23 protein-coding genes are annotated in these 26,121 nt (G+C 73.0%); 11 read left to right on the top strand and 12 right to left on the bottom strand.

Annotated features, from left to right (window positions below):
- Window positions 1-69: 69 nt before the first annotated feature.
- Entirely contained in the window at window positions 70-951 is an 882-nt protein-coding gene (locus ACIBSW_RS17810; RefSeq protein WP_354720681.1) for a UbiA prenyltransferase family protein, read from the bottom strand.
- A 66-nt stretch (window positions 952-1,017) separates the two neighbouring features.
- Complete coding sequence (locus ACIBSW_RS17805; protein WP_354720683.1) at window positions 1,018-2,427, bottom strand: amino acid permease; 1,410 nt, start codon at window positions 2,425-2,427, stop codon at window positions 1,018-1,020.
- A gap of 180 nt (window positions 2,428-2,607) precedes the next feature.
- Between ACIBSW_RS17805 and ACIBSW_RS17800 the strand changes: the two genes are divergently transcribed.
- The gene (locus ACIBSW_RS17800) at window positions 2,608-4,053 is read left to right on the top strand and encodes a peptide MFS transporter (RefSeq protein WP_354720685.1); all 1,446 of its coding nucleotides are present in this window, start codon (window positions 2,608-2,610) and stop codon (window positions 4,051-4,053) included.
- A gap of 21 nt (window positions 4,054-4,074) precedes the next feature.
- On the opposite strand, the gene ACIBSW_RS17795 is transcribed toward ACIBSW_RS17800, so the two are convergent.
- Complete coding sequence (locus tag ACIBSW_RS17795; RefSeq protein ID WP_354720687.1) at window positions 4,075-4,845, bottom strand: class I SAM-dependent methyltransferase; 771 nt, start codon at window positions 4,843-4,845, stop codon at window positions 4,075-4,077.
- Window positions 4,846-4,866: 21 nt separating this feature from the next.
- A complete protein-coding gene (locus tag ACIBSW_RS17790) occupies window positions 4,867-5,433 on the bottom strand; it encodes an NADPH-dependent FMN reductase (protein ID WP_354720688.1) in 567 nt (188 codons plus the stop codon).
- A gap of 128 nt (window positions 5,434-5,561) precedes the next feature.
- On the opposite strand from ACIBSW_RS17790, the gene ACIBSW_RS17785 reads away from it, so the two are divergent.
- Complete coding sequence (locus tag ACIBSW_RS17785) at window positions 5,562-6,305, top strand: alpha/beta hydrolase-fold protein (RefSeq protein WP_354720690.1); 744 nt, start codon at window positions 5,562-5,564, stop codon at window positions 6,303-6,305.
- Here the strand turns inward: ACIBSW_RS17785 and ACIBSW_RS17780 are convergent.
- From ACIBSW_RS17780 to ACIBSW_RS17770, 3 genes are read right to left on the bottom strand one after another with little or no spacing between them, the layout of a single operon-like run.
- A complete protein-coding gene (locus tag ACIBSW_RS17780) occupies window positions 6,281-7,624 on the bottom strand; it encodes a dipeptidase (RefSeq protein ID WP_354720692.1) in 1,344 nt (447 codons plus the stop codon). The genes ACIBSW_RS17785 and ACIBSW_RS17780 overlap by 25 nt on opposite strands.
- Before the next feature lies 1 nt (window position 7,625).
- The gene (locus ACIBSW_RS17775) at window positions 7,626-8,840 is read right to left on the bottom strand and encodes a hypothetical protein (protein ID WP_354720694.1); all 1,215 of its coding nucleotides are present in this window, start codon (window positions 8,838-8,840) and stop codon (window positions 7,626-7,628) included.
- Entirely contained in the window at window positions 8,837-10,012 is a 1,176-nt protein-coding gene (locus ACIBSW_RS17770) for a hypothetical protein (RefSeq protein WP_404799371.1), read from the bottom strand. The genes ACIBSW_RS17775 and ACIBSW_RS17770 overlap by 4 nt, the downstream gene beginning before the upstream one ends.
- A gap of 125 nt (window positions 10,013-10,137) precedes the next feature.
- Here ACIBSW_RS17770 and ACIBSW_RS17765 point away from each other — a divergent pair, with 125 nt between their 5' ends.
- From ACIBSW_RS17765 to ACIBSW_RS17740, 6 genes are all read left to right on the top strand, one after another.
- Window positions 10,138-11,367, top strand: coding sequence for a hypothetical protein (locus ACIBSW_RS17765; protein WP_404799370.1), 1,230 nt, complete (start codon window positions 10,138-10,140; stop codon window positions 11,365-11,367).
- Window positions 11,368-11,369: 2 nt separating this feature from the next.
- The gene (locus tag ACIBSW_RS17760) at window positions 11,370-12,518 is read left to right on the top strand and encodes an alpha/beta hydrolase-fold protein (RefSeq protein WP_354720699.1); all 1,149 of its coding nucleotides are present in this window, start codon (window positions 11,370-11,372) and stop codon (window positions 12,516-12,518) included.
- A gap of 57 nt (window positions 12,519-12,575) precedes the next feature.
- Window positions 12,576-15,509, top strand: coding sequence for an ABC transporter permease (locus ACIBSW_RS17755; protein ID WP_354720701.1), 2,934 nt, complete (start codon window positions 12,576-12,578; stop codon window positions 15,507-15,509).
- Complete coding sequence (locus ACIBSW_RS17750) at window positions 15,506-15,829, top strand: hypothetical protein (RefSeq protein ID WP_354720703.1); 324 nt, start codon at window positions 15,506-15,508, stop codon at window positions 15,827-15,829. Before ACIBSW_RS17755 ends, ACIBSW_RS17750 begins: the two co-directional genes overlap by 4 nt.
- Before the next feature lie 557 nt (window positions 15,830-16,386).
- Window positions 16,387-18,555 carry an FtsX-like permease family protein gene (locus ACIBSW_RS17745; protein WP_354720824.1) on the top strand — a complete coding sequence of 723 codons (2,169 nt, stop codon included), beginning with the start codon at window positions 16,387-16,389 and terminating at the stop codon, window positions 18,553-18,555.
- Complete coding sequence (locus tag ACIBSW_RS17740; protein ID WP_354720705.1) at window positions 18,552-19,205, top strand: ATP-binding cassette domain-containing protein; 654 nt, start codon at window positions 18,552-18,554, stop codon at window positions 19,203-19,205. The genes ACIBSW_RS17745 and ACIBSW_RS17740 overlap by 4 nt, the downstream gene beginning before the upstream one ends.
- Window positions 19,206-19,214: 9 nt before the next feature.
- Here the strand turns inward: ACIBSW_RS17740 and ACIBSW_RS17735 are convergent, their stop codons facing one another.
- Window positions 19,215-20,057, bottom strand: a complete 843-nt coding sequence (locus ACIBSW_RS17735; RefSeq protein WP_354720707.1) for an ATP-binding cassette domain-containing protein — start codon at window positions 20,055-20,057, stop codon at window positions 19,215-19,217.
- Between the two features lie 48 nt (window positions 20,058-20,105).
- Here ACIBSW_RS17735 and ACIBSW_RS17730 point away from each other — a divergent pair, with 48 nt between their 5' ends.
- Both ACIBSW_RS17730 and ACIBSW_RS17725 read left to right on the top strand, forming a co-directional pair.
- Window positions 20,106-20,897: a leucine-rich repeat domain-containing protein gene (locus ACIBSW_RS17730; RefSeq protein ID WP_354720709.1), complete on the top strand. Its 792-nt coding sequence runs from the start codon at window positions 20,106-20,108 to the stop codon at window positions 20,895-20,897.
- Window positions 20,898-20,988: 91 nt separating this feature from the next.
- Window positions 20,989-21,918: a DUF808 domain-containing protein gene (locus ACIBSW_RS17725; protein ID WP_354720711.1), complete on the top strand. Its 930-nt coding sequence runs from the start codon at window positions 20,989-20,991 to the stop codon at window positions 21,916-21,918.
- A 4-nt stretch (window positions 21,919-21,922) separates the two neighbouring features.
- On the opposite strand, the gene ACIBSW_RS17720 is transcribed toward ACIBSW_RS17725, so the two are convergent.
- Window positions 21,923-23,098 carry a calcium-binding protein gene (locus ACIBSW_RS17720; protein WP_354720713.1) on the bottom strand — a complete coding sequence of 392 codons (1,176 nt, stop codon included), beginning with the start codon at window positions 23,096-23,098 and terminating at the stop codon, window positions 21,923-21,925.
- Window positions 23,099-23,299: 201 nt separating this feature from the next.
- Between ACIBSW_RS17720 and ACIBSW_RS17715 the strand changes: the two genes are divergently transcribed.
- Window positions 23,300-23,905, top strand: a complete 606-nt coding sequence (locus tag ACIBSW_RS17715; RefSeq protein WP_354720714.1) for a hypothetical protein — start codon at window positions 23,300-23,302, stop codon at window positions 23,903-23,905.
- A gap of 73 nt (window positions 23,906-23,978) precedes the next feature.
- Here the strand turns inward: ACIBSW_RS17715 and ACIBSW_RS17710 are convergent, their stop codons facing one another.
- The 3 genes from ACIBSW_RS17710 to ACIBSW_RS17700 all read right to left on the bottom strand — a co-directional run.
- Window positions 23,979-24,917 (bottom strand): alpha/beta hydrolase, encoded by a 939-nt coding sequence (locus ACIBSW_RS17710; protein WP_354720716.1) that lies wholly within the window; start codon window positions 24,915-24,917, stop codon window positions 23,979-23,981.
- Between the two features lie 78 nt (window positions 24,918-24,995).
- Window positions 24,996-25,496, bottom strand: coding sequence for a hypothetical protein (locus ACIBSW_RS17705; RefSeq protein WP_354720718.1), 501 nt, complete (start codon window positions 25,494-25,496; stop codon window positions 24,996-24,998).
- Window positions 25,497-25,721: 225 nt separating this feature from the next.
- Window positions 25,722-26,121: tetratricopeptide repeat protein (locus tag ACIBSW_RS17700; protein WP_404799369.1), on the bottom strand; the 400-nt coding region annotated here is incomplete at its 5' end.

Here is a 26,121-nt window from a genome sequence, read left to right as displayed (position 1 = left end):
GGAATACCCCGGACACGCGCCGCACGCCCCGCCGATTTCACCGCCGATGTAACGAACCGATAACGACCCTCACCCGATGTAGGCGAGCGCGAAGCCGACGGTCGGCACCCCGAAGAGCACGGAGACCACGGCCAGCTTGGCGATCGTCGGACGGCGGGTGAGGATCGCGTACGCGCTCAGCAGCACCGGCGCCATGAGCAGTTGCGCGGTGAGCGTCGATCGGGGAACCAGGACGTCGAGCGCGGCGCACACGATCGAGACGACCAGCGCGGTGCCCCAGAGCGCGACCCCGATGCGGTGCGTGAGGCGGCGGCCGTAGCGCACCGCGAAGGTCGAGTAGCCGGCATCGCGGTCGGCGGCGAGATCGGTCACCGTGGTCGGCACGTACAGCGCGGCGGCGAACAGGACGCCGATCAGGGCGAACTGCCACGGGAACCCCCACGGCGGCCGGGTGATCGCCCAGCCCGCGGCAGGCGATACCACGCCGACCACCAGCGCGTTCACCACGACGTCCCAGCCCGGCCGGGTCTTCAGCCGCAGCGGCGGCACGCTGTACGCCCAGCCGAGCAGCAGCACTCCGGCGACGCCGAGCACGAACAGCGGCCCCACGAACAGCGCCACCGCGACGCTGCCGAGTGCTAGCCCCGCGTACCAGCTGCGCAGCCGCCGGGCCGAGACCGCGCCGGTGACCAGGGGCGCGGTGGCCTTGCGCGGGTTGATCCGGTCGCTGGGCAGGTCGTGGAGGTCGTTCTGGGCGAGGACCGCTCCCCAGATCAGCGGGCCGAGGACGAGCAGCGCCGCGACGGCGCGCGGCGCGTCGGCCCGGGCCGGCAGCCAGGCGTGTCCGGCCAGGACGGTGCCGAGGTACGCGGGCACCCAGGAGACCGGCCAGAACCACGGCCGGGAGACCGCGAGCAGGAGCATCGTCGGACGTTCCAGCACCGTGGTCATGCCCGCATCATTCGCGACGCCGGCTGAGCGCCGGCTGAGGGGGTCACCCCGGTACCGCACCGGCCGCTAGTTCAGCTTCGAGTGATGGCGGCTGTACGCGAAGTAGATGATCAGGCCGAGCAGGAACCACACCGCGAAGCGCAGCCAGGTGGCCGGGGCGAGGAACGTGATAAGCCAGATCGAGAAGATCACGCCGAGGGCGGGTATCACCGGCATGCCCGGCAGCCGGAAGGTACGCGGCAGGTCCGGGCGCCGGTAGCGGAGCACGATCACCGCGATGCAGACCACCACGAAGGCCAGCAGGATGCCGATGTTGGTCAGCTCCGCCGCCTCGCGGATCGGCAGGAACCCGGCGATGACCGCGGACACCCCGCCGGCGATCCAGGTCACCCGGCTGGGTACGTGGCGCACCGGATGCACCTTGGCGAACCAGGCCGGCAGCAACCCGTCGCGGCTCATCGCGTACCAGACGCGAGTGACGCCCAGCATGAACGTGAACATCACCGTGAGGATGCCGATGATCGCGCCGACCGCGATGACGTCGGCCAGCCAGGAGAGGCCGACCGACGCGAACGCCGAGGAGAAGCCGCTCTCCGGGTCGATGTCGCGGTAGTTCTGCATGCCCGTCAGCACCAGGGTGGCGGCGACGTACAGCACCATCGACGCGGCCAGCGAGTAGATGATCGCCTTGGGCAGGTGCCGGCGGCCGTCGCGCGACTCCTCCGCGGCGGTGCTCATCGCGTCGTAGCCGAAGACCGCGAAGAAGACCGTCGCGGCGCCGGTGATCGCCCCGCTCCACCCGAACGGAAAGAACGGCTGGTAATTCTCCGACCGGATGTAGAAGACGCCGACCGCGATGACCACCAGCACAACCGCGACTTTGAGCGCGACCACGGCGGTCTCGACCCGGGCCGCGGCCCGGATGCCCTGATTCAACAGGTACGCGATCAGCAGGCACAGCACCACCGCGAACAGGTCGACCACGTGCCCGTCGCCGGTGCCCGGAGCGCCCAGCATCCAGGCGGGCAGGTCGACGCCGAGCTCCGACATCAGGAACGAGAAGTAGCCGGAGATGCCGATCGCCACCACCGCCACGATGGCGGTGTACTCCAGCAGCAGGTCCCAGCCGATGAACCAGCCGACGATCTCGCCGAGCACCACGTAGCCGTAGGTGTATGCCGAGCCGGCCTTCGGGATCATGCCGGCGAACTCCGCGTAGGACAGCGCGGCGGCGCCGCTGGCGATGCCCGCCAGCAGGAACGAGATCAGCACGGCCGGGCCGGCGGTCTCGTTGGCCACCGCGCCGGCCAGCGCGAAGATGCCCGCGCCGATGATGCCGCCGACGCCGATCGCGGTCAGCTGCCACAGCCCCAGCGTGCGGGTCAGGTCCGTGCGGCTCTCGTCCTCGATGTCGCCGACCGGCTTGCGCCGGAAGATTCCGTTGCCGCCGCCGAACGCTCCCGGTGTCGCCGCCATGGCCACCTCCCTGCAACCGGAGTACCACGTCCGGGCCGCCAACGCATCCAGGACAATGGATCCCGCCCGCGGTCGCCGAGCGCTACCTCGGCGGCGGTCCCGCCTGAGCCGGGTGTGTCGAACAGGCCCGATGTCCGGGTTTCGCGGCGCGACGCGGGGTAATCGCCTTCAATGATGACCATGACGCGGACGCGGGAGCCGACCTTCTTCGGGCAGCCTCGGGTGCTCGCCAACGTGTTCGGGGTCGAGCTGTGGGAGCGGTTCTCGTTCTACGGCATGCAGGGCATCCTGCTGCTCTACCTGTACTACGAGGCCGACCAGGGTGGCCTCGGCATCGACCAGCACACCGCGACCAGCATCGTCGGCGCGTACGGCGGGTCCGTGTACCTCGCCACGGTGATCGGGGCCTGGCTGGCCGACCGGCTGTTCGGGCCGGAGCGCGTCCTGTTCGGCAGCGCGATTCTGGTCATGTGCGGGCATATCGCACTCGCCGTGATTCCCCAGCTGGCCGGCGTCACCATCGGGCTCATCTTCATCGCGCTCGGCAGCGGCGGCGTCAAGTCCACTGCCACCGCGATCGTCGGCACCCTCTACGCACCCGGCGACCAGCGGCGCGACGCCGGCTTCTCGATCTTCTACCTCGGCATCAACCTGGGTGCCCTGCTGGGCCCGCTGCTCACCGGCCTGCTTCAGGAGGAACTCGGCTTCCACTACGGCTTCGCCGCCGCGGCGGTCGGCATGGCGATCGGACTGATCCAGTACGCGATCGGCCGGCGGGCGCTGACCGGCGCGGCACGCGCGGTTCCCAACCCGCTCCCCCGCAACCGCCGGCCCCTGGTCGCCCTGATCGCGGTCGCCGCGATCGTCCTGGTCGGCATCTTCGCGCTGACCGGCCTGCTGCGCCCCGCCCGGCTCTCCACCGTCGTCGTCGTGCTGAGCATCCTCACGGCGCTCGCCTACTTCGCCGTGATTCTGGCCAGCCGTCGGGTCGACGGCACCGAGCGCCGCCGGGTCCTCGCCTTCATACCCATGTTCATCGCCAGCGCCGCCTTCTGGTCGCTGTATCAGCAACAGTTCACGGTGGTCACGATCTACTCCGACACGCGCCTGGACCGCGACGTCTTCGGCTGGACGATGCCGGTCTCCTGGGTGCAGTCGATCAATCCGGTCTTCGTCATCATCCTGTCCGGAGTCTTCGCCGCGCTCTGGATGCGCCTCGGCGACCGCCAGCCGTCGACACCGGTCAAGTTCGCCGCCGGAACGATCATCATGGGTGTCGCGTTCCTGCTGTTCCTGCCGTTCGCGGGCACCGGCGCCAACGGCGTCCCGCTGCTGGGACTCGTCGGCATCATCCTCGTCTTCACGATCGCCGAGCTCCTGCTGTCACCGGTCGGGCTGTCGCTGTCGACGAAGCTGGCCCCGGCGGCCTTCCGCACCCAGATGGTCGCGCTGTTCTTCCTCTCCGTCGCCCTGGGCACCGCCATGTCGGGCACGCTGGCCGGCTACTACAGCGCCGATGACGAGGTCGTCTACTTCGGCGTGCTCGGCATCCTCGCGATCGCGATCGGCGTGCTCCTGTGGCTGATCAGCCGCCCCCTCCAGCGGCTCATGGGCGACGTGCGCTGACCGCGCCGGCATTGCCCTCGCTCAGGGCGCGGTGGCGGTGGCGAACACCCGGCGCAGCGAGTCGAAGGTGTCCAGCGAGCGCCGGCCCTCGTCCCGCAGGGACGTGACCGCCGGGTCGGAGTCGGTCGCGGCGACCGCCGCCTCCCAGATCTCCCGTTCAGCCTGCCGCCACTCGGGCATGTCCCGCACCTGCACGTCGACGAAGCCCGCCTTCGGCAGGTCTCGCTGGAGGTTCACCGCGCGGATGCGCGGCGGGACCAGGTCGTCCGACGGATCGACGGACTCCCAGCAGGTGAGGGCGATGCGGCCGCCGCGGGTCAGCAGCCGGCGGAACTCGATCAGCGCGGCGAGCGGCGGCTCGGCGAACTGCACGGCGTCCACGCACATCAGACCGTCCGCGGCGCCCGTGGGCAGGCCCGTCGCGTCCAGCGTGCCGACCCGGAACTCGGAGCGGCCGGCGGGCAGCCGACGGACGGCGACCTCCGTGGCCTGTTCGAGGGCGACGGCGGAGAAGTCCACTCCGATCAGGCGGGTACCGGCACGCCGGGCGACCTCGACGCCGTACCCGCCGCGCCCGCAGGCGATGTCGAGCAGCAGACCGTCCTGCGGCAGGCGCAGCTCCCCGGTCAGCTCGGCGATGCCCGGCAGGGTGAGGACTCCGGCGAACCGCAGGTCCGGCGATATGCCTAGGGCGCGGGCGATGATGGCGTCGCGGGCCTGCGAGCCGGCCATGTCCGCGTACCACTGGTCGAAGTACGCTGCGTCGGGCATCGCCGGGTTCTCCGATGTCATGCGGGCATTGTCTACGGCGTCCTACCGGGGCAGCACGGTGAGTACCCGGACGATGTGGTCGCGGAACTCCTGCAGGAACTTGGCGAGGAACTCCTCGGTCGACGTGTCGGTGACCTTGCCGTCGCCGGGGAACAGCTCCGGCGTGTACTTGAGGTACGCCTCGGGCGAGGTCATCTGCCGGGCGTTGCAGAAGCTGAGCACCGCGCGCAGGCTCTGCTGCGCCAGCGCGGTCCGGATGTCACCGATCGAGGCGCCGATCACCGCCGCGGGTACGTGATCGAAGGAGTTCTGGCCCCACGGCCGCGACGCCCAGTCGATGGCGTTCTTCAGGGCGCCGGGGATGGAGCGGTTGTATTCGGGCGTGATGAACAGGATGGCCTGCGAGCGGCCGATCGCGTCCTTGAGCGCGCGCCCCTCCGGTGGATAGTCCGCGTCGTAGTCCGGGCTGTACAGCGGCAGATCCCGGATCGGGATCTCGGTGAACTCCAGGTCGTCGGGCGCCAGGCGGATCAGCGCCGTGGACAGTTCCCGGTTGACGGACGTCGACGAAAGGCTGCCGACGAGGTATCCGACCTTGTAGGTGGTCATCGAGCTGCACTCCTAGCGGGGATTATGTGCGATTTGTGGCCAATGATCAGGCTAACCGTCGCCGGCCGCCGGGTCGGGCGGAATGCGGCGGCCGAGCAGATCCGCCCGACCTGTCGGAGACTAGGGACGTGGACACGCGGGTCGAGCAGCTGCACTCGCCGGCGATCGGCGGCGCCGGGACCGTGATCGCGTACGGGCACTGGGGACGGCCGGTGCTGGTGTTCCCGGCCGAGGCGGGAGGGGCGCACGACTTCGCGTCGTGGGGCATGGTCGACGCGGTCGCCCAGCTGATCGACGCCGGGCGGGCGAAGGTCTATTGCGTGGACAGCATCGACTCGCAGTCGTGGTCCGCCAAGGCCGCGCCGATGGAGGAGCGGGCGCGTCGGCACAACGCGTACGAGTCGTGGCTGGTCGACCAGGTGGTGCCGTGGATACACGGCGACTGCGGCGGGCCGGTCGACATCCTGACCACCGGGTGCAGCATGGGCGCTTTCCACGCGGCGAACTTCACCCTCAAGCACGGCCACCTCGCGTCGCGGGCCCTGTGCCTGTCCGGCAACTACGACCCGAGTCGCTGGGGCGGCTGGGGTGAGCGCGGCGAGGCGGCGTACTTCAACAACCCGATGGACTACGTGCCCAACATGGACGGAGACCACCTGAACTGGCTGCGCTCCACGGTGTCCCTGACGCTGGTCTGCGGGCAGGGCATGTGGGAGGACACCACCGGCACGCTGGAGAGCACCCGGGCGTTCGCCGCGGTGCTGGCCGCCAAGGGCATCCCGCACGAGCTGGACGTGTGGGGCCACGACGTGGCGCACGACTGGCCGTGGTGGCGCCGGCAGTTCGTTCACCACCTGCCGCGGTTCTGCTGAACCGACGACAGGAACAGCGCCTCGGCCAGGCAGGCCCGCTCGAAGTCGGCCAGGTGCAGGCTCTCGTTGGCGCCGTGCGCGCGCGTGTCGGGATCCTCGACGCCGGTGATGAGGATCTCGGCGGCCGGGAACGCCTCGGCCATCGTCGTGACGAACGAGATCGACCCGCCGACGCCGATCTCGACCGCGGGCACTCCCCACGCCTGCGCGAGCGCCGCCCGCGCCGCCGCGTAGGCCGGGCCGTCGGTGCGGGCCGCGAACGACTCGACCGGGTTTCCCGCGGTCACCGTGACCGAGGCGCCCCAGGGCGCGTGCGCGCGCAGGTGCGCGACCAGGGCGTCGCGCGCCGCCCGGCCGTCGTCGCCGGGTGCGGTACGCAGCGAGACCTTGGCGCGGGCGACCGGGACCAGCGTCAGCGCGGCGGAGTCGACGGCCGGCGCGTCGATGCCGACGATCGAGATCGCGGGGCCGGCCCACAGCCGGGAGGTCAGGGCGCCGGTGCCGATCAGCCGTACGCCGTCGGCCAGGCCCGCGTCGGCCCGCAGCCGCTCGTCGGTCAGGTCGAGCGGGTCCGCCGTGCCCCGGTGCAGGCCGGCGACGGCCACGTCGCCGCGCTCGTCGTGCAGCGTGGCGAGCAGCCGGACCATGGTGGTCAGCGCGTCCGGCACCGGGCCGCCGTACACGCCGTTGTGGACCGCGTGCCGCAGCGTGCGCACCTCGACGACGGCCGCGACGCCGCCGCGCAGCGTGGTGGTCAGCGCGGGCACGCCCACCCGCCAGTTGGTCGAGTCGGCGATCACGACGACGTCGGCGGCGAGCCGGTCGCGGTGCTCGTCGAGGATCCGGCCCAGGGTCGGCGAGCCGATCTCCTCCTCGCCGTCGACCAGCACGGTCACCCCGACGCGCAGGTCGTCGCCGAGCACGCGCAGCGCGGCCAGGTGCAGCGCGATGCCGGCCTTGTCGTCGGCCGCGCCCCTTCCGTACAGCCGGCCGCCGCGCTCGACCGGCTCGAACGGGTCGCTGTCCCAGTCCGCCGGGTCGCCGGCCGGCTGTACGTCGTGGTGGGCGTACAGCAGCACGGTCGGCGCCCCGGCCGGCGCGGGCCGCCGGCCGATCACCGCCGGTTGCCCGCCCTCGGCCCGGACCACGTCGGCGTCCAGTCCGGCCGAGGCCAGCAACCCGGACACGGCCCGGGCGCTTGCCCGCATGGCGGCGGATCTGGTGTGGTCGGCCGAGACGGACGGGATACGGACCAGCGACTCCAGGTCGGCCCGGACGCCGGGCAGCACCCGGGCGACCGCGGCGCGCAGGTCCGGCATCTCAGCCGGCGTGCAGCTGCAGGTCGGTGGCGAACCGCTCGGTCATCTCGATCACCCGTTGCAGCTCGGGGTGCCGCACGATGACCGTGCCGTCGCTGACCACGGTGGCCTGCCAGTCCCGCCGCTGCGCGCCGACCGGCAGCAGGTCGATCAGCGCCACCGCGTCGCCGTACTCGGCGAGCAGCTTCTCCAGTCCCTCGACGCGGGTGATCGCCCCGGCGCCCTGCGCCCGCTTGAAGACCGCGCCGGCGTTGTACCGGCGTTCCAGCGGCCGGGAGAGCCGGCCGTGCACGACCGCCTCGGCCCAGGCGACGTAGACGTCGCCGTCGGTCGCGAAGTTCATCAGGTCGGCGACCCGGGCGCCGGCCACCCGCGCGCCGATCTCGCCGAAGACGGCCTCGCCGTCGTCCTTGCGGTACCACTCCATGTGGGTGAAGCCGGTGGTGAAGCCCAGCGCCGCGATGACCGCCGCGCCCATCTCCCGCCCCGCCCGCAGGTCCGGTACGTCCAGGTCGCGCAGCGAAATGGACACCGGGCTGATCCACTCGTGCTGCTTCATCTGCAGCGGGCGGGGCCGGTACCAGAGCATGTGCTCGAAGAGCACGCCGCCGTCCGCGCAGATGGTGTCGTAGGTGAACTCCTCGCCGTCGACGAACTCCTCCACGCTGACCTCGGGCACGTGCCGCAGCAGCGGCAGCACTGTGGACAGCTCCTCGGGGCCGTCGATCCGGTACGTGTCCGCCGAGCCGGCGCCGGCGATCGGCTTGACGATCAGCGGGTAGCCGATGCGCTCGGCGGCCTCCCACACCCCGTGGACGCTGGTCGCGGCGGCGTGCCGGGGCGTGCGGATGCCGGCGGCGTCGATCGCCTGCTTCATGCGTTCCTTGTCCCGAAACGGCACGGTCTGCGCGACCGACAGGCCGGGCAGGCCGAACGACTCCCGGATCCGCGCGGCGAGCAGCATGTACGGCTCCCAGAGGCACTCCACCTGCTCGATCCGGGCGTGCCCGCTGAGGCCGTGCAGGGCCGCCAGCACCGCGTCATCGTCGGCCAGCGACACGTGCTCGTAGTGCGCGAGTGCGTACCGGGCCGCCGGCGGCAGCTCGGACGGCGGCTGGTCGCCGACGCCGATCACCGTCGCGCCGACCTCGGCCAGCGCCCGGGTGAAGTAGGCCATCTCGGCCGGGTATCCGGGCGACAGCATCACGACGTTCATTGCTGCTCCACGAGTTCGACGCGAATTCCGGAGACGATGCGGCGCAGCGCGTCCCGGACCACCTCCGTGTCCGGGTCGCGGACGATCACGTACCCCTCGCCCTCGTAGCTCGTGTTCGCCGGCTGGCCGGGCTGCGGCAGCCGGGCCTCCACGACGAGGTGGCCGAGCTCGGCCTGCAGCTTCTCGGCGCCGTGCACCGCGCGCACCCGGCCGCGGCCCTGGCCGCGGAGATAGGCCGTGCCGGCGGCGAACCTGCGCTCCGGCGGATGGAACCGGCCGAGCAGCATCAGCTCCGCCCAGACCTCATAGAAGTCGACATCGTGGACATAACCCAGCATCGACGTGAGCTGGGCGCCGGGCGGGCGGGCACCGACCTCGGAGATCGCTACCGAACCGTCCGGGCGGCGGAACCACTCCAGGTGGGTGAGGGCGTCGCGGACGCCGAGGGCCCGCAGCGCGGCCGGCCCGGCCGACCAGATCCCCTCGTACGCCGGGTCGGTCGTCTCCCGCGGCAGCAGCACCGTCCACTGGATCCAGGGATTGCGCAGCACCTCGAGCGGCGGTGGCAGGTAGTCCGACACCGACGACCAGATCGTCTGCCCGCCGACCGTGACGCTGTCGAAGGTGTGCTCCTCGCCGACCAGGAACTCCTCGAGCAGGCCGGGCTCGCCCGGGCCGGGCGTGAGCGCCGCGAGCCAGCTCCGCAGCGCGGACGGGTCGTCGAGCCGGTAGGTCGCCTGCGCGCCCGCGCCGGCCGGCGGCTTGGCCACCAGCGGGAAGCCGACCGCGTCCGCGAAGCTCAGCGCCTCGGCGGGCGTCGTCACCAGCTGGTGCCGGGCGCACGGCACACCGGCGGCGTGCAGCACCGACTTCATCCGGTCCTTGTCCCGCACGTTGAGCGCGGTCCGCACGTCCATGCCCTCGATGCCGAGCGCCTCGCGCACGTGCGCGAGCGGCACCTGCAGCTGCTCCAGCGCGCCGACCAGGCGCTCGACCCGTCCCAGCTGACCGCCGAGACCGGTCACCGCCTCGGCGAGCTGGCGCGGGTCGAACGCGTCGTCGACACGCCAGTGTCCGTCGAGGCGTTCCTTGAGGACGGGCGGCAGCCGCTCGGCCGGCTCGGAAGTGATGACCGCGAGCCGGACCCCGGGCAGCGCGGCGGCGGTGGCCACGAACCGGGTAGTGGCCTCCAAAAGGAACGGTGCTACGAACGCAGCGACAACCACGAACTGGACGCTACCGGTCCGCGGCGGTTTCCGCCCGCGGGCGACCACCGGGTGCCACGGGTAGCATCCGCATGGTGAACATCGTCCTCGTAGAGCCGGCGTTCCCCCCGACGCAGCGCCACTTCGCCCGCGCCCTCGCGGAGGTCGGTGCGACGGTGATCGGCGTCGGCGAACGCCACCGCGACGCCCTCGACGACCAGCTCAAGGGCTGGATGACGCACTACCACCAGGTGTCGAACGTGACCGACGTCGGCCAGCTGACCGACGCCGTCCGGTGGATACAGGACAAGGTCTGGGTCGATCGGCTCGAGGCCACGATCGAGGCGCACACCCTCGCGGCCGCCCAGGTACGGGAGAACTGCACGATCCCCGGCACGTCGGTGCGCACGGCCTGGCTGTGCCGCGACAAGCCGTCGATGAAGGAGGTGCTGCGCTCGGCCGGGGTGCCGACGGCCGCCTCTACCGCGGCGTCGACCGCCGAGCAGGTGCACGACTTCGCCGACGCGGTCGGGTACCCGCTGATCCTCAAGCCGCGGACCGGCGCCGGCGCGCAGGACACCATCCGGGTCGACACCAGGGAGCAGCTGGACGAGGCGCTCGGCCGTTTCGGCGCCCAGGACGTCTCGTCGATCGCGGTCGAGGAGTTCGTCGAGGGCCACGAGGGCTTCTACGACACCGTGTCGATCGACGGCCGCCCCGCCCTGGACTTCGTCTCGCACTACTACCCGAACGTCCTGGAGGCGATGCGTACCCGGTGGATCTCGCCGCAGTTCGTCTCCACCAACCGGGTCGACTCCCCGTCGTCGGACTACGCCGAGCTGCGCGAGCTCGGCGCCCGCGTCAACGAGGCCCTCGGCATCGGCACCAGCGCCACCCACATGGAGTGGTTCTTCGGGCCGAAGGGGCTGCGGTTCTCCGAGATCGGCTGCCGGCCGCCCGGCGTCGGCGCCTGGGACCTCTACTCGGCGGGCAACGACCTCGACATCTACCGCGAGTGGGCGAACGCGGTGGTGCACGGGCACATCGCCACGGGTGCATCCCGGCAGTTCGCCACCGGGATCGTCGCGCTGCGCCCGGACCGCGACGGCACCATCACCGGCTACTCCGGCGTCGACGAGGTGCAGGCCCGCTCCGGGCAGTGGGTGATCGACGCGCACCTGCCGCCGCCCGGCACACCCACCCAGCCGGTCGAGGCCGGCTACTGGGCGAACGCGTACGTCCGGATGCGCCACCCGGACTACGACACGCTGCGGGAACTCCTCGACGACGTGGGCCGCACCGTCCACGTGCATGCGGGGTGAGCGTGCGCGTCGTCGCCCACGGCGACCCGGGACTCGCGATCAACCGCCTGCGCCGGCAGTCCGGGGTCGACGACGCCACCGTCGACCGGTTCCTGGCCCGCTACTCCGCGCCGGTGGTCGAGGGCGGATTCTGCACGTTCCTCTACCGCGGCGAGGCCGACGCCGTACGCCTCGCCCAGCGGATCATCGGCCTGCCCGACCGGCTGCCGATGCACCGGCTGCCCGGCACGGACCTGTGGTACGTGATCGTCGAGATGCCCACGGACTCGCGGGTCGAATACCAGCTCGAGGTGGTCCGGGACGGCCGGACCGAGTGTCACAACGACCCGCTGAACCCCAAGCTGGCGCACAGCCCGGTCGGCAGCTCGTCGGTCTGCTTCGGGCCCGGCTACGTCGCTCCCGACTGGACGGTGCCGGATCCCGAGGCGCCGCCCGGGCAGCTCGACGATCTGGTGGTGCACAGCGACACCCTGACCCGGGACTACCCGGTGACGCTGTACCGCCCGGCCGGCTGCTGCCCGACCGGCAACTACCGGCTCCTGGTCGTGCACGACGGCGGCGACTTCCTCCGGTACGCGGCCGCGCGCACTGTGCTGGACAACCTGATCCACCGGCGGCAGATGGCCGAGACGGTGGTCGCGTTCCTGCACCCGAAGGACCGGCTGAACGAGTACGCCGACTCGGCCGAGCACGCCGAGTTCGTCACCCGTGAGCTGCTCCCGCTGCTGGAGAACGACTTCCCGCTCGCCGGCGCGCCGTCGACCCGGTGCCTGCTGGGCTCCAGCTTCGGGGCGGTCGCGTCGCTGTCGATGGCCCGCCGCTACCCCGGCACGTACGGGTCGCTGGCGCTGCTGTCCGGTTCGTTCGTCTCCTCCCGCCCCGACGGGGCGCCACACGGTGGCGGCCCGACGTTCGACCCGGTGGTCGCGTTCGTCGACGACTACCGGCGGCGGCCCACCCGGGTGGCGGACCGGGTGTTCGTCAGCTGCGGCGCCTTCGAGCCGCTGATCGTCCGGCAGCCCCCGATGCTGGAGACCTTCCGATCCGTCGGCATGCGGGTCCGATACGTCGAGTCGAACGACGGGCACACCTGGGTGAACTGGCGCGACCGACTGTGCGACGCACTGTCCTGGGCCCTCCCGCCCGACTGAGTGGCCCGCCGAGGCGGCCTGGCGTAACGTGCCGGGTTATTCGCGGCGGGGGGTCGGATGCTGGCACTGGTCTGGGGCGCGGTGCGCGCGCGGCGGGCCCAGGTGCTGACCGTCCTGTTCCTCACCGCGCTGGCGAGCGCCGTGGCGTCGGCGGGCCCGTGGTTCGCCGCCGCCGGCAGCGTCCGGGCCGCGGCGGCTGACGTCGCGAGCGCACCGGCCGCCGAGCGCACGCTGTCCGTTCGCCGGATCACCGAGACCGGCGGCGACCCCGGCGGCACGCTCGACCGGTTCGCGGCGGATGTGCGCGGGATGATCCCGCTGCCCGCCTCCGACCCGGTCGGCGGCCTGGTGGTGCCGCTGTACGTCACGGACGACGCCTCGATGGCGGTCGCCTACCGCCAGGGCATGTGCGACCACCTGCGGCTCGACGGCGCCTGCCCGGCCGCGCCGTTCGAGGCCGCGATCAGCGTGAACACCGCCCTGCGGCTCAACCTCGGCCGCGGCGACCGGCTCGACCTGCGCCCGGCGCCGGACGCGAAGCCCGTGTCGCTGCGCATCGTCGCGACGTACGCGCTGGACGACCCGGACGGCCCGTACTGGAGCAACACGCAGTTCGCCGCCGACGGCGGCCACGAACCGGCCTTCACCGCGCTCGGCACCTTCCGCGCCGACCCGCTGGACTCGCCCGCGGTGAGCTACGACGTGCGGGTGCCGGACCGGCTGATCCGCGGCGACGACGGCTACGACCTGGCGTCGGTGCTGCGCCAGGCCGACCAGGACCTCGCGCGGGCCTCGCTGCGGCTGGTCTACTCGACCGGCCCGCTGCTGGACACTGTCGCCCGCGACCGCGCCGCGATCGGCCGCGGCGTGCTCGTCGCGGCCGTACAGGTGGTGGTGCTGGCCTGGTTCGCGATCGGGCTGGCCGGGCACTACACCTGGCGCGACCGGCGGGGCGACGCGGCCCTGGTCAAGCTGCGCGGCGGCGGCCGCGGCGCGCTGCTCGGGCTGGGTTGGGGGCAGCACCTCGTGCCGCTGGTGCTCGGCGCGCTGCTCGGCCTGCCGCTGGGGTACGCGCTGGCCCGCCTGCTCGCCGGCCCGCCGCCCTCCGCCGAGGCCCTGGTTCCGTCGATCGCCGCGGCGGGTGCCGTGCTGGTCGGCGGGCTCGCCGTGCTTGCCGCGATCGAGGCCGTGGCGCTGCGCCGCCCGGTCGCCGACCTGCTGCGCGAGGCCGACGGTGGCCGCGGCGGCTGGCGCTCCGGGCTGGCCGACGTGCTGCTGCTCGCGGTCGCGGTGGCCGGCATCTACCAGTCCCGGGCCGGGTCGGCCGGTGCCGGGCTCGCGCTGGCCGCGCCCGCGCTGGTGGCCCTGGCCGTGGCGCTGCTGCTGGCCCGGCTGCTCGGCCGGGTCGCCGACCGGGGTGGCGGCGCCGCGGTGCGCGCCGGCCGGCTGCGGCTCGGCCTGACCGCCGTGCAGGTCTCCCGCCGTCCCGGCATCGACCGGGTGTTCGCGCTGGTCGTGGTCGCCGTCGCGGTGTTCGCCACGGCCGTGGGCGGCTACGCGGGCGAGCGCACGGCCCGCGCGCAGCGCAGCGCCGCCGAGCTGGGCGCGGCCCGGGTGCTGAACGTGCAGGCGGCGAACCGCACCGCCCTGCTGGCCGCGGTGCGCGCCGCCGACCCGGCCGGCGACCAGGCGATGGCGGTCGCGGTCGATACGACAAGCGACCCGCCGGTGCTCGCCGTCGACAGCGGCCGGCTCGGCGCGGTCGCGCGGTGGCGGCCCGAGTACGGCCCGCTCGACACCGTGCCGGCCGCTTCCGCACCCGCGTCCGCGCCGTCCGGGCTGCCGCCGATCACCGGCCGGCGGCTCGCCGTCCGCGTCGCGAACCCGGGTCGGGTGCCGGCGCGGCTCACGCTGGTGCTCGCGCACGAGGGGACCGGCGCGCCCGTGCCGGTGCGGTTCGGCGAGGTCGCGCCGGGCGAGCGGACCCTCGAGGCGGACGCGGCCGGCTGCGCCGAACCGCCGGGCTGCCGCATCCTGCGCTGGGAGCTGACCGGTGCCACGCTCTCCGTACGGGGGCTCGACCAGCTCGAGCCTTCCGGCGTCGTGCTCGACCCGGCCCGGCTCGGCGACATCGCGCTGTGGCGGGCCGGCACCGCGGGCGACGCGCTCGAACTGACGGCGACGGCCGGCGCGCTGACCCTCTCGACCGACCGGGCCGGCATATCCGCGTACGCCGTGGACACGGCCCTGCCGCTGCCGGTGGTGCTGGCCGGCGCCGCCCCACCGGAGTGGCAGTTCACCGAGCCCACCCTGCTCGCCTTCGGCGGCGAGCCGACCCCGGTGCGGGTCGTCGCCGCCGCGACCGCGCTGCCCGTCCTCGGCGGCCGGGGCGTGCTCGTCGACCTCGACGCCACCCGGCGGGCGATCGGCGAAGCCGCGTCCCCGGGCCGGTTCCAGGTGTGGCTCGGCGCGGACGCCCGGCCTGGCATCGTCGCCGCGCTCACCAGGGCGGGCCTGACGGTCGGCGCCGAGGAGTCCGTCGCCGCCCGGGCCCGCGAACTCGACGATCAGGCGCCCGCCGCGGTGACCCGCTTCTCGCTGCTCGCCGGCGCGGTGGCGCTGCTGCTGGCGGCGGCCGCGCTCGGGGTCGCCGGCGCGGTGGACCGCCGGCCACGGCTCGAACAACTGCGCGCGCTCCGCGTGCAGGGCCTGCCCGCGCGGGTCGCGGTCGGCACGGCGTACGCGGGGACCGCCGCACTCGTTCTCGTCGGCCTGCTCGCCGGCCTGTCGGCGGCCGCGCTGGCGCGGCCGCTGGTCGGGATCACCGTCCCCGCCTTCACCGACGGCTGGGAGGTGCTCCCGCGGCCCGGCGCCCTCGGCCTGCCCGCCCTCGCGTTCGCCGGGCTGATCGCGCTGGTCCTGCTCGGCGTGACGGGCTGGCTCGCGGTGCTGTCGCTGGCCCGGGGCCTGCGACGGGGGCCGGCGGCATGATCTCGCTGGTGCTCGCGATGGTGTGGACCCGGCGCGGGCAGGCGCTGACGCTCGCCCTGCTGGCGCTGCTCGCGGTGTCCGCCGCCGTCGCCTCGCCGGCCTACCTGGCCGCCGCCGACCGGGCCGTCGCCGCCGAGCAGATCGCCACCGCAACGCCCGCCGAGCGCGGCATCGTGATCAGCGCCGCGCAGGAATGCGGGTCGGCAACAACGGCAACCCGGAGTTCAGCAACGTCGGCGCCGCCCTGGCCGACCTGCCGGGCTTCCACTACCTGTACTCCGCCGAATTCCCCGCCGTCGGCATCGAGGCCGACAATGTGAACGCCTCGCGGGTCGTCTTCCGTCAGGACGCCTGCGCGCACCTGCGGATCGTCGCGGGCCGTTGCCTCATCGGCGCGGGAGAGGTGATCATCGGGAGCCGGACCGCCGAGCGGCTCCACCTCGCCGCCGGCGAGGCGATCACGCTGGGGTTCGCCAGGAACAACAACGACGACGACAACCCGCTGTGGCTGCCCGACGGCGACCCCGAGCGGCTGATCGTGGCCGGCGTCTACACCGTGCCGCAGCCCAGCGAGCCGTACTGGGGCACGCACGGCTACTTCACCGCGGTGCCCGCGTACGCGCCCGGCGAGCCCGTCTTCGCCGGCTCGGCCACGTTCGCCGCCATCGACCGCGGCCGCACCGAGCTGGCCATCGACGGTACCGCCGGCCCGGGCGCCCTGGACATCGACCGCCTGCCGACGCTGCGCGCCGATCTCGAGGCGCTCACCGTCGGCGCGCGTCAGATCGGCCCGTCGGTGCAGGTCAACACCGACCTGCCGAACCTGCTGGACCGGATCGGGACCGGCCGCTCCGACGCCCGCCTGCTGGTGCCCGTGATGGCCGTGCCGCTCGTGCTGCTCGCCTGCTTCTGCATCTTCCTCGCGGTCGGCTACGGCGCGCAGGGCCGCCGGCCCGAGCTCGCGATCGTCGCGCTACGCGGCACCCGCTGGTGGACCCGCTGGTGGCTGGCGACCGGGGAGAGCCTGATCGCGATCCTGGCCGGCGCCGCCGCCGGATGCGTCGTCGGCCGGCTGCTCGTCGACGCCGTGGCGGCCCTCTGGTTCCCGCACGTCGGCGTGCCCGCCGGCTGGTCGTCGCTGCGCTACGCCCCGGTCGCCGCGCTGGCCGCCCTCGCCGCGGCCGTGCTCGCCCAACGCCGCCAGCTGATCAGCCCGGTCGCCACCCTGCTGCACCGCAACCCCGAGCCGGCGGGCGGCTCCCGTACGCGGGCCCTCGAGGCCGTCGTCGTGCTGCTCGCGGTGGTCAGCGGCGTCCAGCTCGCGGTCTCCGGCGGCGCGCTGGCCGGCATCGGTCTGCTCGCGCCCGCGTTCGGCATCCTCGCCATGTCCCTGCTCGCGGCCCGGGCACTGCTCCCGGCCGTCACCCGCTACGCCACCCGGGCGCTGCGGGCCGGCCGGCTCGGCCCGGCGCTCGCCGGATTCCAGCTCTCCCGCCGCGCCGGGGCGCAACGCCTCTTCGCGCTGCTGGTGGCGACCGTCGCGGTGGCCGGGTACGCGGCCTGCGCCGTCGACGTGGCGTCGCGGGGACGCGACGTGCAGGCCGGGCTCGGCACCGGCGCCGAACGGGTGCTCTCGGTCGGCCCGGTGCACCGCAGCCGGCTGCTGCACGCCGTCTCGCAGGTCGACCCGCAGGGCAGGTTCGCGATGGCGGTCGCGCGCCTGCCTCAGTCGTCGGCCGGCGACGTGCCCGGCCTCGCCGTCGACACCAGCCGGCTCGCCACGGTGGCCTACTGGCCCGGCGGCGGCCCCGGCGCCCGCGAGGTGGCGGCCCGGCTGCACCCCGCGGCCGCCGACCCGGTCGTCCTCGACGGGCAGGACCTCGCGATCGAGGCCACGGTCAGCGGCATGACCAAGGGCCGGGAGCTCCGGCTCGTGGCCGTGGTCTCCTCGCTCGCGGGCCTCGGCGACCAGCGGGTCGACCTCGGCATACTGCGCGACGGCCGATCGAGGTACCAGCAGCGGGTGTCGGCTTGCCGGCAACGCTGCCGCCTCAACGGCATCGAGGTCACCGACCCGACCAGGGGCGCCGGCGTGACCGGCCGCGTGGAGATCAATTCGGTCGGCCCGGCGCGGACGACCGCCGGCCTCACCGACGCCGCCCGCTGGCGGATCGGCGACCTCGGCAGGCTTTCGGCCTCGCCGGCCGGGCTGATGATCGACGCGACCGCCCCGGCGGGCCTCCCGCGTGGAATCCTGGTCCGGCCGGTGGCCGCGCCCTCGCCGCTGCCCGCCGCGCACGCCGGGACCCCGCCCGCCGCCGGCACGGTCACCGGCCTCGACGGCACGACGCTTCCGGTACGCCTCACCGATCGCCTGCCGGCCGTGCCGCGGCTCGGCACGCACGCCACGCTGGTCGACCTCGACTACGCCGACCGGCTCGCGGCCGACGCGTCCCTGGCCGTCGAACCGCAGGTCTGGCTCAACGCGCACGCGCCCGCGGACATCCTGGACCGGCTGGCCGACCAGGGGCTCACGGTCGTCGGCGACACCCGGTCCGAGCAGGTGCGGCAGCGGCTCGCGGGGCAGGGCCCGGCGCTGTCGCTGTACTTCTACCTCCTGGCCGGCGGCCTGTCCGTGCTGCTCGGCGCGGGCACGCTGGTGCTGGCCGCGGCGGTCGACCGGGGCCGCCGGGTCGAGGACCTGTCGGCGCTGCGCGCACAGGGCCTGCGCCGGCCGGCCGCGGCGTGGGCGACGCTGTGGACGTACCCGGCGCTGGTCGCGATCGCGGCCGTGCTCGGCACGCTGATCGCGGTGGCGGCGTGGGCGCTGACCGGCTGGGCGCTGCCGCTGGCCGGGCTCGCGCCGCCACCGCTGCCGCTGCCGGCCTGGCCCCGGCCGGCGACCGTGCTGATCACGGCCGCGGTGGTGTTCCTCATGCTCGTCGCCGTGGCCGTGGCGACGGGCTGGGACCTGCACCGGCGCATCGACCCCGCGCCCGGCGGCGGCCGTTGCGCCGACCGCCCGACCACGAGGAGACCATCGTGAGGACGCTGACCGTCGAGGGTGCCGACCTGGCCTGGAACGGCGACCGGCCGGTGCTCACGGCCGTCTCGGTCAGCGCCCGGCCCGGCGAGATCCTGGCCGTCACCGGTACGTCCGGCGCGGGCAAGACCACGCTGCTCAGCGCGATGGCGGGACTGCTGCCGCCGGCGAGCGGGCAGGTGCTGATCGACGGTACGCCGCTCGGCGACCGCGATCACGCCGTGTCGCTGGGCGTCGTGCTGATCCCGCAGGACAACGGGCTGGCCGCGATCCTCACGGTGGCCGAGAACATCTCGGTCGCGGTGATCGCCACCGGCGGTACGCCGGCCCAGGCGCGCCGGCGCACCGCGGAGTCGCTGGAGCCACTGGGCCTCTCCGGCCAGGCCGGCCAGCTGATCGACGAGCTTTCCGGCGGTCAGCAGCAGCGCACGGCGATCGCCCGGGGGCTGGCGCTGCGCGGCGACATCCTGCTGGCCGACGAGATCACCAGCGAGCTGGACGCCGCGAACCGCCAGCGGGTGATCGAGCTGCTGCGCGCCGAGGCGACCCGGGGCGCCGCGGTCGTCCTCGCCACCCACGACCCGGAGGCGGCCGCCGCCTGCGACCGCGAGCTGCACCTGGCCGACGGCGAGGCGGTCTGGGCGCGCCCCTGAACGGTCGTGTCAGGCGACGTGTTCGGTACCGCCGGGCACCAGCGTGACCTCGCCGTCGAGGTGCTGCACGGTGAACAGCGTGCCGGGCGGATAGCTGCCCAGCACCTCCGGCGGCAGCTGCACCGTGCCGTCGCCCGCCACCACGGCGAAGTCCTGCCCATCGCGCCCCTCGGCGCCGACCCGCCCGTCCCGGATCGTCACCGCACGCCCGAGCCGCGCGCCGACCTCGTCGTCGTGGGTGACCACCACGATCGTCGTCTGCCGCTCGGCGTTCACCGTCTCCATCGCGGCGAGCACCTCGTCGCGACCGGCCGCGTCGAGCCGGCTCGTCGGCTCGTCGACCAGCAGCAGCCCGGGCCCGGCGGCGATGCCGACCGCGAGCGCGGCCCGCTGCCGCCCGCCCGGGGTCAGGTCGGCGAGGCGCCGGCGGCCCTGGCCGGGCAGGCCGACGAGGTCGAGGATGCGGTCCGGATCGTCCAGCTTGATGCCCCGGGTGTGCGCGGCCCGTCGCTGCGCGAGCCAGATGTTGCGGTGCAGCGAGGCGTACGGCAGCAGGTTGCGCCCCCCGCCCTGCAGAACCACGCCGATCTCGGTGCCGCGCAGCCGGGAGACCTCGCCGTCGGACAGCTTGCCCATGTCGTAGGTGCCGATGTTGATCCGCCCGGCCGACGGCCGCATCAGCCCGGCGAGCAACGCGATCAGCGTCGACTTGCCGGAGCCGGACGGCCCGACCAGCGCCAACGTCTCCCCCGGCGCGATCGACAGATCGACGCCGGCGAGCGCGACGACGTCACTCGCCTCGGCCCGGTAGATGTGCACCACCCGGCGACAGGCGACGGCAAGTCCGTTCATGCGAGCACCCTAGGTCACCGGCGAGCATCCGGCGTAGCCTCCGGGATCATGGGCGACGAGCAGGCCAAGCCGCGGGTGTTCACGAACAGGTTCGCCGACGCCGTGGGGCCGGCGTCGGGCACCCGGCCGGACCGGGACCTCTGCCGGTGCGTGAAACGCTCGACGAGAGTGACCTTCCATGCCGACCGTCAGGACACCGCGAGCCGCGGCTGGCAGCGCCTGCTGACGCTGATCGACGAGGCGGCGGCCGACCGCCGGACCGTCTTCAAGCCCTTCGCCGAGCTGAGTGCCGATGAGCGTCGCCAGATCATCACCCTGCCGCCGACGATTGCCACGCTCACCCACGTCAGGCAATTCATCCTGTACGGCACCAACCTCGTACGGCTGCCACCGGAGATCGGGGCGATGACCAGCCTGGAGGTGTTCGAGCCGTACACCTCGCACCGGCTGCACTGGTACCCGTACGAGTTGACGCGGTGCGCAGGGCTGCGGGCCAGCACGGTCAGCACCCGCGCGCTGTACGGCAACGTCAAGAACCGGCCGCCGTTCCCGAGACTGCGCCCGGTGACCACCGCGGCCGAGGCCGACCTCACCCGGCTTGATCCGCGGGTATGGGGCGCGGACGCGGTGAGTAGCTGCGGCGTGTGCGCCGGCCCGGTCGATCGTGAGCTGCACCAGCGATGGATCTCCCTGGCGGTCGCCACCGACGTGCTGCCGATGCTGGTCAACGCCTGCTCCGCGACGTGCCTGGCGGCGCTCCCGCCGGCACACTCGGAACACGTTCCGGCACCGCACCTCGGCGGCCCCGGTCTCGTGCAGCCCACGCCCCGCGGCTGGTAGGGCGACCCATCTCCCCGAGCGCCGACCGCGAAAGGCACCTAGGCGACAATGAGCAAGTACGAACTGTGCTCACGCCTGGAAGGACCCTCCCTTGGCCGGTGGACTCGTTGCCCTGCTGGACGACGTCGCGGTGCTGGTTCGCGCCGCCGCGGCGTCGATCGATGACGTCGGGGCGGCCGCCGCGAAGGCCGGCACCAAGGCCGCGGGCGTCGTCATCGACGACACCGCCGTCACGCCGCAGTACGTGCGGGGCCTGGCCGCCGAGCGTGAGATCCCGATCGTCAAGCGCATCGCCATCGGCTCGCTGCGCAACAAGTTCCTGGTCATCCTGCCGGCCATCCTGCTGCTCAGCCAGTTCGCGCCCTGGCTGCTCACCCCGATCCTCATGCTCGGCGGCGCCTACCTCTGTTACGAGGGCGCCGAGAAAGTGTGGGCCCGGATCGCACACCACGACGCGCACGGCGCGGACGACGGGGCGGCCAAGGACGAGAAGGTCCTGATCGCCGGGGCGGTGCGCACGGACCTGATCCTCTCGGCCGAGATCATGGTCATCACGCTGAACGAGGTGATCGACGAGCCGTTCTGGTCGCGGCTGGCGATCCTGTCGCTCGTCGCCGTCGTCATGACCGTCCTGGTGTACGGCGTGGTGGGCCTCATCGTGAAGATGGACGACGCCGGGCTGCGCCTGGCGGAGCGCTCGGGCGCCGTCGCCGTCCTCGGCCGCGGCCTGGTGAAGGCGATGCCGCGGGTGCTCACCGTGCTCACGGTGGTCGGCACCGCCGCGATGCTGTGGGTGGGCGGGCACATCCTGCTGGCCGGCGCCAACGACCTCGGGCTGCACTTCCTGTACGAGGCCGTGCACCACCTGGAGAAGGCCGCCCACGACGCGGCCGGCGGCGTCGTGGGCTGGCTCGTCAACACCACGGCCAGCGCAATCCTCGGCCTGCTCGTCGGCGCGCTGATCGTGCTGGTCATGACCTTCACCCTGCACCGCAGGGCGAAGGCCAAGGCTTCCTCGTGAACCGTCAGTGGTTCTCGCAACCGGTGGTGGTGTAACGGAGGTCGAGCCTGACGCAGGTGTCGCCGACGGCGGTGTTCGTGCCGCCGTCGAGCCAGTCGGTCACCTCGTCGTAGTCCTCGTAGACGCCGGGAATGTAGTTGCCGTCGAGCCAGTCGTCGCCGGCGCCGCCGTACATCTTGTCGACGCCCTCGTGGCCCAGCATCATGTCGTTGCCGGCGTCGCCGTACAGCTTGTCGGCGCCCTGGCGGCCCAGCAGGGTGTCGTTCCCGCCGCCGCCGCGCAGCGTGTCGTTGCCCTCACGGCCGTCGAGGTAGTTCGCCTTGCCGTTGCCGACCAGCCGGTCCTTGCCGAGACCGCCGAGCAGGTTCTCCACGTCGGCACCGATGGTGTCGCCCTCGCCCTTGCGGCCGTCGTCGCCCTTGCGGCCGTCGAGGTCGAGGCTCACCGCGCTCTTGTAGTGGGTGTAACCGGCCGAGTCGACGCCCGGGCCGCCCAGGTAGCGGTCGGCGTCCCGGCCCGCGTGCTGCCGCGAGTTGTAGTAGTCGTCGCCGGCCTCGCCGTAGAACCTGTCGTTGCCGGTGCCGTTGGTGAAGCCGTCGCTGCCCGTACCGCCCCAGGCCACGTCCGTGCCGGGGCCGTCGTCGAGCGCGTCGTCGCCGGCCGAGCCGTAGAGCTTGTCGTTGCCGGCCTCGCCGTAGAGGGCGTCGTTGCCGCCGCGGCCCTTGAGGACGTCGTTGCCGGAGCGGCCGTACAGCCGGTCGTGGCCCGGGCCGCCGGTGAGCTTGTCGCTGCCGGTGCCGCCGTCGGCGGTGACCGGAAGGTCGGTGTTGTTGGTGATCGTGTCGTTACGGTCGTAGGCGTAGACACGCACCCGGGTCGGCGCCGCGGCCGGCGTGCAGCGCGCCCTGGTCTTGTCGCCCTTGACCCGCCGGCAGCCCGCCCCGACCTTGATGGCGACCCGGTCGTCGACCGTGATCGTGTTGCCCGTACGGGTCAGCGTGATCCCGCTCTGCTTCCCCTTGGCCGCCTTGTACTCGACGACCGTGCCGTCGACGACGGCGAGCAGGCCGGCCTTGCCGACGGCCCGCGCCGGCGAGCCGCCCATGGACAGCGTTGCGGAGACGGCGACGGCCGCGGCAAGGGTCACCGCGGCACGTAGCCGCCATCGGGTCTCTGGCATATCGATCCTCCCCGTTGCAGTTCGATGCGCCGCAGCATAGAGCCATTTGATCCGCCGATGGTGACCCCGAGTTATCCGACTTCCGCGACAATTGGCTTAGCTCGGCGGGATTCCGGCGAGGCGAAAACGGATCATCAAGGGTGGCGGACGTGAGTGAAGCCCGGCGAGCGTCGCACGCCAGGTTGCGCCGGGCGATCCGGCATGCGCTCACCGCGCCGCGGGCGGCGGCCGTCGCGGGCATCGCTCATCCTCATCCGGCTCGCGGTGCCCCCGGGATCGGCCGACTCCGTCGCCTGGATGGACGACGCGGCCCGGCGGAACTCGCTACGGCTCGCGCTGAACCTGGCGCCGTTCGCCGGAATCACGTTCCTCTGGTTCATCGGCGTGATCCGCGACAACGTCGGCGAGCGCGAGGACCGGCTCTTCGCCACCGTGTTCCTCGGCAGCGGCCTGCTGTTCCTGGCGATGCTCTACACCTCGATGGGCATCTCGGCCGCGCTGGTCGTGACCTACTCCAGCGGGACCGTCGGGGACGACGTCGCCACTCTCGCCCAGACCACGGCACACATCCTCACCAGCATCTACACGGTGAAGATGGCGGCCGTCTTCATGATCTCGACGTCGACCATCGCGGTTCGGTCCGCGTCGTTGCCGCGCTGGCTGGCGTTCCTGGGCTTCGTCCTCGGACTGACCCTGCTGATCGGCTCCAGCTACGCGCCGTGGGCAGAAATCGTCATGCCCGTGTGGGTCCTGCTGTTGAGCGTCGTCCTCCTGATCGGCACCTACCGGCGCCCGGAAACCGGGTGATTCCCCGGCGCGGCGCGCTGGACGGCACCGGATGGCCGATCAGGTGGTCCTCGCTCAGGTCCAGCCGATCGGTCTACTGAACCGCACCCTCGGCAGCCACGGCCCGAGAGGCCCCGGAGTGGGTCTGTAGCAGGTGGCGCCAGCGGCGGGCGTCCCAGCGCTTCGGTTGGGTCTCCTCGACGAAGCCGGTCACCGCCCGGACGAATTCCCCGGGCGCCTCCCGGTGCGGGAAGTGCCCGACGCCGGGCAGAACCACCGACTGCGCCCCGGGCATCAGCTCGGCGGCGGCCTTGGCGTGCCCAACCGGGAGGACGTGATCCTGGTCGCCCCAGACGACCAGCGTTGGCAGACCCTGCGCCAGGTAGGCGCGGTCCCGCACGGTGATCAGCTGACCGCGCCAATCCGCGACGTGCCGCAAGACATGCAGGAACGCGGACCGAGCGGCCGGGTCACGCAGTCCGGTGTGCACGGTGTACGCCTCATTCAGGTCGGCCGCGAGCGCGGCCGGCGCGACCAGCCCGGCGGCCGCGCGCAGCGCGCCGAGGGCCAGGCGGGACGGCGGCAGGTGGCTGAGCCCCAGCACGACCGAAGCGCCCGGCAGGGTCAGCGCGCGAAAAGCCACGCTCACCTGCGAACCGAGCCCACCGCCCGCGACCACGACCAGCCGGTCGGTCCGCTCCGGGAACTGGTAGGCGAACTGCATCGCTACGCCGCCGCCGAAGCTGTGACCGATCACGGTCACCCGGTCGATGTCGAGCGCGTCGAGCAGATCCCGCATGCCGTTGGCATACCCGCCGATGCTGTAGTCCGCCCGCGGCTTCGCCGACCGGCCGTGTCCGAGCAGGTCGGGCACGATCACCGTGTACCGCTCGGCGAACGCCGGCGCGACCGTGTCCCAGGTGACGCCGTCGGATCCGATGCCGTGCACGAGCAGCAGGACGGTCGGGCCGGTACCCAGCAACCGGTAGGCGCGAGCGTGCCCGTGCACCTCGACCGTCCGCGGCTCGTCCATCCGCGCAGCATAGATAGCCGACGTTTCACCGCAGTAACCTTGCATCGTCGGCAGCCGGTCCCGAGCATCAGGGACTGATCAGGTGCCGGGCACGTACCACCGGGCCAGGCGCAGGTTCGGCACCGACGGCGCGTTGTCGACGCTCGCCCAGAGGCTTATCTCCGTGTACGGGTTCAGGAAGCTGCCGTTGGTCAGCGACCGCTGGTGACACTCCCAGCCGCCACCAACGCCCTGGTAGTTGTGCAGCCGGGGAGTGTTGATGTTGCCGTTGATGCCGGCCTTGTGGGAGATGTACACGTACGGCGGCTTGCCGTCCGCGCGCGTGTCGAGCACCGCGACGCTGTTGCTGGAGTCCCAGCCCCCGTTCGATGAGACACCCCACCGGTACTCGCCGTACTTGATGCCGCTGATGGTGATGTCGCCGGCGAAGTAGGCGTCATGGCCGAAGCCGACGCCGAGCCCGGAGCACGACCAGCCGCCGACGGCCGCGGCCGGGGCGGCGGCGACGACGTTGACGCCGGCCCCGACGGCGAGCACCACCAGCATGGCCGCGAACCCGCTGCGAAGGTTCCTGAGCATCGATGTTCCTCCCCTGTGTCGATCCGCGATCAAGCTGATCGGTTGCCCGGCCAGCAGACCCGATCGACGGGCGCGGATCGCCGGATCCCGACAGACTCCGGACCGCGCGGGCATCGAAGCTGACGGCCCGGCGCGAACGACCCGGAATGCCGGACGGCACCGGATGGCCGGATCGGTCAGCGCGCCTTCGGATTCTCGGCCACACCGATTGATCGAGTGATCAGGTCACTCTCCGATGTCTCCTCGTTCCCGGCGCACCTGTTCGAGCTCGGCGATGTCGGATTCGAGCTCCGGGTCGCCGATTTGGCGGTGGAGGTCGACGACGATTTCAAGCTCGTCGACCGCCTGGTCGAGATTCCGTTCCGCCCAGTGGATCATCGCGATGTTGTACCGGGTGGTGGCCTCGACAGCGCGATCGCCGACCGCACGCTGGATGGGCAGGGCCTGCCGGTAGTAGGCCAGTGCTCGCTGCCGATCCCCGAGCCCGTCGTGTGCGGCGCCGATGTTGGTGAGAGTGACGGCTTCGCCGGCGCGATCGCCGACCGCACGCTGGATGGGCAGGGCCTGCCGGTAGTAGGCCAGTGCTCGCTGCCGATCCCCGAGCCCGTCGTGTGCGGCGCCGATG

The sequence above is a fragment of the Actinoplanes sp. NPDC049668 genome, assembly GCF_044465445.1.
Lineage (GTDB): Bacteria > Actinomycetota > Actinomycetes > Mycobacteriales > Micromonosporaceae > Actinoplanes.
The sequence above is the reverse complement of the archived record's forward strand: the minus strand, read 5'-3'. Positions and strand labels throughout refer to the sequence as shown.